The following is a 6,498-nucleotide window of genomic DNA, read 5'->3' as shown; positions in this document are numbered from 1 at the left end:
GGCGGGGACAGGGGCGGGACCGGGTCGTCGGCCGGGCAGCGCCCTTGCTCGACGTAGCAGCGGACGTATTCGTCGACCAGCGGGACGAGGCCGGGCGCGCCGAGCCGGGGCAAGGCGTCCAGCGCGGCGGCGAAGCAGGCCCGCGCCGCGGCGGCCAGCGGCGGGTCGGCCAGGCCGAGCCGGGCGGCCTCCGCCCAGCGGCGGGCCACCGGCTCGGCGGCCTCCTCCGCGGCGCGCGCGGCGACCGGGTCGTCCAGCAGCGCGGTCGCGACCGCGACGGGGACGGGCCAGTACGGGCCGGGCAGCGCGTCGATCATGCGCAGCTCCAGCCAGCCGCGCGGCCGGACCGGCGGGAACAGCGTGGACAGGTGGTAGGTGAGGTCGTCCGCGCAGGGCTCGCCCTTCCCCAGCCACTCCAGGAACGACATGCCGGGGTCGGAGACCCACTCCCCCTCGGCGGTGTGGACGAGCATGACCCGCGCGTCGAGCGCGTACCGCGTCCACGCCTCGGCGGGGTCGGTGTCCGCGCCGTCCCGCAGGACGGGGAGCGTCCGGCAGGGGTCGAGCTCGGTCCAGATGCCCTGCCGGGACGAGCGCAGCCCGGTCCGGCGGCCGGCGCGCAGCGGCGAGTTCGCGAACGCGGCGACGAGCACCGGGCCGAGCGCGTGCGCGAGCCGCCAGCGGCGGCAGGCGTCGCCGGGGTCGGCGCCGATGTCCAGGTTGACCTGGACGGACGCGGTCGAGCACATCATCGCGAGGCCCGCGTCCTGGAACCCGCCCGCGCGGAAGTAGTCGCGCATGCAGGCGTAGCGGGGGTGGTCGGCCTGGTAATGAGGGCGGCGGACGGGGTCGACGCCGTGCCCGGCGAGGGCGAGGCCGTCCGGGGCGAGGACGTCCCGCACGTGCGCGATGTCGCGGGAGAGCTCGGCGTGCAGCCTGCCGAGCCCGCGGAACGGCGCGGAGGAGAGCTCCAGCTGCCCGCCCGGCTCGTAGGAGACCCGGCTGCCGCCGGGCGGCGGGCCCGCCGCGCCGACGAGGGCGCGCACCCGGTCGCCGGGGACGTGCGCGGCCGGGTCGGCGGCGTCGACGACGAGCCACTCGGTCTCGGCGCCGACCATCCCGGGCGGGCCCGTCTTGAAGCAGACACCGCGAACGTGCTGGTAGACGTCCTCCACGGTCAACCGGGTCACGGCTCGCCTCCTCACCTGGATGTCGGCGGAGGCGAACCTTCCCACCTGAACCGGATCAGAAATCCGACCAATTTCTCGAACTTCATGAAATCTTCGGGAACATCACCGTCCGCACGCGACTCCGTTACCTTCCGTGCTATTCGACGGCACGCCTAATCTCGGACTTCTCAGGCATTGACCGGAGACGCTAGAGTCCGTCAACCAGCGGTATGCACCATTTGTGGATGCCGGCCGACGATCGGGGAGGTCACATGCGCGGGGACATGGGCTCGCTCTACGACGCGCACGCCGACCGCCTGTACGCGTACTGCTGGTCGCTGGTCGGCGACCAGCTCGCGGCGGCGGCCGTCGGGGACGCTTTCACCGCGGCCGTGCACCAGCCGCCGCGCGGCGACACCGTCCTGTGGCTCTACTCCCTGTCGCGGTCGGCCTGCGCCGAGCGCGGCGCGTTCGCCGGCAACCTCGACGGGCGCGGCGGGGTGCTGTTCGCCACCGCCGACCCGCTGCTGCGCGCCGCCGCCGCCCTGCGCCCCGACCACCGCGAGGTGCTGCTGCTGTGGGCGGGCGAATGGCTCGAACCGCACGACATCGCCCGCGTCCTCGGCATCGCGCCGGACACGGTCCGCCAGCTGCTCGACGCGGCGCGGGCGCGGCTGGAGCGGTCCGTCCTCGACATCCTGATGCGCGGCACGACCGAGGCGCGGCACGACCTCATCACCGCGTTCGAGAAGAAGCGGCTGCCGCAGCTGCTGGCCCGGCGGGCACCGGCCCGCGCGCCCGGCTGGCTGCGCGACCAGGTCCTCGCCACCTGCGAGGACGAGGCCGTCCGGCCGCTGCCGAGCGTCGCGTCGCCGAGCCCGCTCGTGGTGATCGGCGACGGCCGGCCGCGCCGCGGCACGGCCGCCGACCGCGCCCGGCGCGGGCTGTCCGGCGGCCTGCACCGCGGCCTCGGCGCCGCGGCCGGCGTGGCCGCCTCCGCCGCGGCCGTCATCGGCCTGCTCGCCGCCTGGCCGTCGCCGAAGGGCGGCGGCGGGGCCGCCACGATCGTCCCGACGGCGTCGGGCGCCGGCGCGAACCCCGCGTCCAACGCGACCGGCGGTGCCCCGCGGCACCCGATGCCCGGCCTGTCCGGGACCGAGCGGGCGACGGGCGAGCCGCCCGGCTCCCCGCAGGCCCCGGCCTCCGACGGCGGAACCGCCGCGGCTCCGACGCCGGGCGGCGTCCCCGAAGGCGGCGCGAATCCGGCGCCCCCGGCGACCTCCCCGGCCGGCACCCCGTCCAAGGACGCGCAGCGGTCGGTGCCGGGCACGCCGTCCCGGCCGGACGCGCCCACCACGCCCCCGCCGACCGGTGGTTCACCGTCGCCGACGACGCCGCCGGCCACGCCCGGCGACCCGACGACCCCGCCCGGCACCGGTGACCCGACGACCCCGCCGCCGGCCACCCCGTCGGACCCGCCGTCCGATGAGCCGGGCGACGGCGACTCCGGCACGCCCTCCCCCAGCCCGACGTCCAATCCGGCGCCGTCGCCGAGCGGCGACTGACCGCGGGTCCCGCCCGCGCGGCCCGTGTCCGGGCCCCGTATTCAGGGACCCGCGTCAGGGCCCGTGTCAGGGGCCCGCGTCAGCGGGGCGCGCGGGGCAGGCCGAGGCCGATCATCGCGATCAGCTCGCGCTGGATCTCGTTGACGCCGCCGCCGAACGTCAGCACCAGCGCGCCCTTGGCCAGGCGGTCGGTGGCCTCGATGAACTCCGCGGTGACCGGGTCGCCCGGGTCGCCGTACCGGGCGAGGACGTCGCCGACGATCCGGCCGACCTCCTGCACCCGCTCCGAGCCGTAGATCTTCGTGGCGGACGCGTCGGCCGCGCCGAGCCAGCCGAGGTCCTGGTTCGCGGCGACCTGCCAGTTCAGCAGCTCGTTGACGCGCAGGTAGGCGTAGACCTGCGCGACGGCGCGGCGGACGGCGGGCTCCTCGATGAGCGGCCGGCCGTCCCGCCCCGGGGTGGTGCGGGCCCAGCGCTCGAACCGCACGTGGGTGTGGCCGATGTTGCCGGCGGGCCCGAGCGTGACCCGCTCGTGGTTGAGCTGGTTGACGATGAGGTCCCAGCCCTTGTTCTCCTCGCCGATCAGCATGTCCGCCGGGACGCGGATGTCCTCGAAGTACGTCGAGTTGGTGTGGTGGCGGCCGTCCATCGTGATGATCGGCGTCCAGGAGAACCCGGGGGCCGCGCAGTCGACGATGAGCATGGAGATGCCCTTGTGCTTCTTCGCGTCCGGGTCGGTGCGGGCGGCGAGCCACACGTAGTCGGCGGTCTGCGCGCCGGACGTGAAGATCTTCTGGCCGTTCACGACGTAGTGGTCGCCGTCCCGGACGGCCGTCGTGCGCAGCGCGGCGAGGTCGGTGCCCGCGCCCGGCTCGCTGTAGCCGATCGCGAAGTGGCACTCCCCCGCGAGGATGCGCGGGATGAAGAACTCCTTCTGCGCGTCCGTCCCGTACTGCAGGATCGTCGGGGCGACGGAGTTCAGCGTGATGAGCGGGTAGGTCACCTCGGCGCGGGCGATCTCGTTGGCGAAGATCGTCTGCTCGACGGGGCCGTAGCCGCGGCCGCCGTACTCCTTCGGCAGCGCGACGCCGAGCATCCCGTCGCGGCCGAGCCGCCGGCAGTGCTCCATGTAGGCGGGGCCGAACGGGTCCTCCAGGATCGCGGCCCGCTGCTCCGCGTCCAGGCAGTTCTCGAAGTACTCGCGCAGTTCGGCGCGGAGCTTCTTCTGCTCGTCGGTCAGGTCGATGAACATCACGCCTCCTGTGCCACGAGGGCGCCGAGCGAGTCCAGGGTGTCCTCCGCGCCGCCGAGCAGGTGCGCGCACTGCTTGCCCCAGGCGAAGTACCGGTGCAGCGGGTAGGTGACGTCCAGCCCGATGCCGCCGTGCAGGTGCTGGCAGGTGTAGAGGGCCTTCACGACGGGGTCACAGGCGTTGTAGGCGGCGATGGCGAGGACCTCGTCGGTGTCGGCGGCGCCCTCGGCGAGCCGCCACACGCCCGCCCAGACGGCCACGTCGAGCGCCCGTTTGGCGATGTAGACGTCGCCGATCTGCATCGTGACGGCCTGGAACTGCGCGAGCGCGCGCTCGAACTGCTCGCGCGTCTTCACGTACTCCGTGGTCAGCGCCAGCGCGCCCTCGATCACGCCGGACGAGAGGGCGACCGCGCCCGCGACCGCCGAGCGGCGCAGCGCGGCCCACGCGGCGCCGTCGGCCGTGCCGCCGAGGAGCGCGTCCGCGCCGACCCGGGCGCCGTCGAGCGCGACCCGCGACAGCGGCTCGCTCGTCGCGGACGGCTGCGCGGTGATCGCCGCGGCGGACGGCTCGACCAGGAAGACCCCGACACCCTCGCCCCCGACGCCCTCGCCCCCGACGCCCTCGCCCTCGACGCGGGCGGGCACGAGGATCCGCGACGCCTCGCGGGCGTACGGGACGAACGTCTTCACCCCGTCCAGGACGAAGCCGTCGCCGTCGCGGCGCGCGGTGGCGGCGATGTCCCCGGCCGGGCCGACTTCCCGGTACGCGCCCGTCAGCACCGTCTCGCCCTCGATCAGCGGGCCCAGCAGGGCCTTCTGCTCCGGCGTGCCGTGCAGCCCGATCGGGACGGCCGCGAGCGCGAGCGACGCGTACACCGGCACGGGCGCGGCCTTGAGGCCGACCTCCCGCAGGACGACCGCCAGCTCGACCGGGCCGAGGCCCGCGCCGCCCGCGTCCTCCGGCAGGACGAGCCCGAGCAGCCCGGCCTGGGCGAGGGCCTTCCACGTCACCGTGTCGTACGCCGCGCCGCTCTTCTCGAAGCTCTCCAGGCGCTCCTGGGTCGCTTCGCGTTCCAGGAGCCCGGCGGCCAGCTTCTTGATCTCCTGCTGGGTCTCGTCGAGGTCGAAGTCCACTCATCCGCTCCGTTCCAGGAGGTGCGGCCGGCCCTGCCCCCTCCCACGGCGAAAAAGTAGAACAGATTCTAGTCTGTGTCCAGAGGCATGACCGGGGCCGATCGCGGGCAGATTCTCCAGGCATCACAAGGTTCACCGGCCGGACGAAGAGATCGGCCGGACCGTCCCCCGCCACGGATCAGATAACACGTTCTCATGGCCTGTATCCTGAGCGGGACACGCCGGGCGACCGCGCCCGCCACAGGAGGGAACGACCGTGACCGCAGAGCCGACGGTGACCGGGGACGAGACCCGGGGTCAGCCCGCGGGCAAGGCGGGCAAGGCGAACCAGGCCGCGCAGCCGGGGCAGAGCGTGCGCTCGCGCAGCCAGCTCCAGCGGCGCAAGCGTATCGTGCAGGCGGCGGCGGCGCTGGCGTCGCGCGGCGGCATCGAGGCGATGCAGATGCGCACCGTCTCCGAGCGCGCGGGGGTCGCCCTCGGCACCCTGTACCGCTACTTCCCGTCCAAGATGGACCTGGTCGTCGCGGTCGTCAGCGAGGAGCTCGACCTTCTGGAAGCGAGCATCGAGCGCCGCCCGCCCCGCGCCGGCGACCCGCCGCAGCGCGCGGTGGAGGTGCTGATGCGCGCCACCCGCGGCCTGATGCGCGAACCGGAGCTGGCCGAGGCGCTGATCCGCTCGCTGCTGCTGTCCGACGTCAAGACCGACTTCGGCGACCGGATGACCGGGATGCTGCTGCTCGCCGCGTCCGGCCGCCCGGAGAGCGTGTCCGCCGACGACCCGCGCCGCCTGGTGGCCCGCGCGCTGTCCGGCATCTGGACCATGGAGATGATCGAGATGCTGCGCGGCAACGCCACCGCCGAGGAGATCCAGGCCCGCCTGGAGATCTCCGCCGCCCGCCTCCTCATCGACCCCTGAACACGGGCCCTGAACACGGGCCCTGAACACGAGCCCCTGAACACGGGCGCGCGCACGGGCCTTGCGCCCACGCTTGATCCGGCCTCCGCGCGGGCACGCGTTCCGGTGTGTCACCGGCCCCTCACGCACTAGCCTTGGGGCCTGACAGCGCCCGGACGAAGAAGGTGTGCCAGTGACCGAGCAGGAACCGATCCTCAGCGACGGGGTCATCATCGAGTTCATCGATGGCAAGGACGTTCCCGTCCAGCACAAGGACTTCGGTGAGCGGGCCGTCGTCATGCGCGACGCCAAGAAGCCGGAGGGCCCGATCCTCTACTTCACCGAGGCCGAGTGGGACGCCTTCATCGCGGGCGTCAAGGACGGCGAGTTCGACGACCTCCTCGAAGAAGACCCCACCGAGGCTCCCTGACCCGCAGCGAAAGAACGCCCCCGGCCCAAACCGGGGGCGTTCCCCTTTCCC

At 74.3% G+C, this 6,498-nt stretch carries 6 protein-coding genes; 3 read left to right on the top strand and 3 right to left on the bottom strand.

Features of this window, described 5'->3' with window-relative positions; all coding sequences use genetic code 11:
* Positions 1-1,190: ergothioneine biosynthesis glutamate--cysteine ligase EgtA (egtA, locus tag E1200_RS29970; RefSeq protein ID WP_131955439.1), on the bottom strand; the 1,190-nt coding region annotated here is incomplete at its 3' end.
* 251 nt (positions 1,191-1,441) lie between these two features.
* Here egtA and E1200_RS29965 point away from each other — a divergent pair.
* Complete coding sequence (locus E1200_RS29965) at positions 1,442-2,734, top strand: hypothetical protein (RefSeq protein ID WP_131955438.1); 1,293 nt, start codon at positions 1,442-1,444, stop codon at positions 2,732-2,734.
* Positions 2,735-2,813: 79 nt separating this feature from the next.
* Here E1200_RS29965 and E1200_RS29960 read toward each other — a convergent pair whose 3' ends face one another.
* Positions 2,814-3,986 carry an acyl-CoA dehydrogenase family protein gene (locus E1200_RS29960; protein WP_131955437.1) on the bottom strand — a complete coding sequence of 391 codons (1,173 nt, stop codon included), beginning with the start codon at positions 3,984-3,986 and terminating at the stop codon, positions 2,814-2,816.
* Positions 3,986-5,122, bottom strand: a complete 1,137-nt coding sequence (locus E1200_RS29955; protein ID WP_131955436.1) for an acyl-CoA dehydrogenase family protein — start codon at positions 5,120-5,122, stop codon at positions 3,986-3,988. The genes E1200_RS29960 and E1200_RS29955 overlap by 1 nt, the downstream gene beginning before the upstream one ends.
* Positions 5,123-5,474: 352 nt before the next feature.
* On the opposite strand from E1200_RS29955, the gene E1200_RS29950 reads away from it, so the two are divergent.
* Both E1200_RS29950 and E1200_RS34515 read left to right on the top strand, forming a co-directional pair.
* Entirely contained in the window at positions 5,475-6,038 is a 564-nt protein-coding gene (locus E1200_RS29950; RefSeq protein ID WP_243708940.1) for a TetR family transcriptional regulator, read from the top strand.
* Between the two features lie 172 nt (positions 6,039-6,210).
* The gene (locus E1200_RS34515) at positions 6,211-6,447 is read left to right on the top strand and encodes a DUF397 domain-containing protein (protein WP_207933618.1); all 237 of its coding nucleotides are present in this window, start codon (positions 6,211-6,213) and stop codon (positions 6,445-6,447) included.
* Positions 6,448-6,498: the final 51 nt, after the last annotated feature.

This window comes from Actinomadura sp. GC306 (assembly GCF_004348665.1).
Taxonomy (GTDB): domain Bacteria; phylum Actinomycetota; class Actinomycetes; order Streptosporangiales; family Streptosporangiaceae; genus Spirillospora.
The sequence above is the reverse complement of the archived record's forward strand: the minus strand, read 5'-3'. Positions and strand labels throughout refer to the sequence as shown.

Coding starts and splice junctions, on each gene's coding strand:
- E1200_RS29965 (WP_131955438.1), top strand. CDS start 1,442: ATGCGCGGGGACATGGGCTCGCTCTACGACGCGCACGCCGACCGCCTG.
- E1200_RS29960 (WP_131955437.1), bottom strand. CDS start 3,986: ATGTTCATCGACCTGACCGACGAGCAGAAGAAGCTCCGCGCCGAACTG.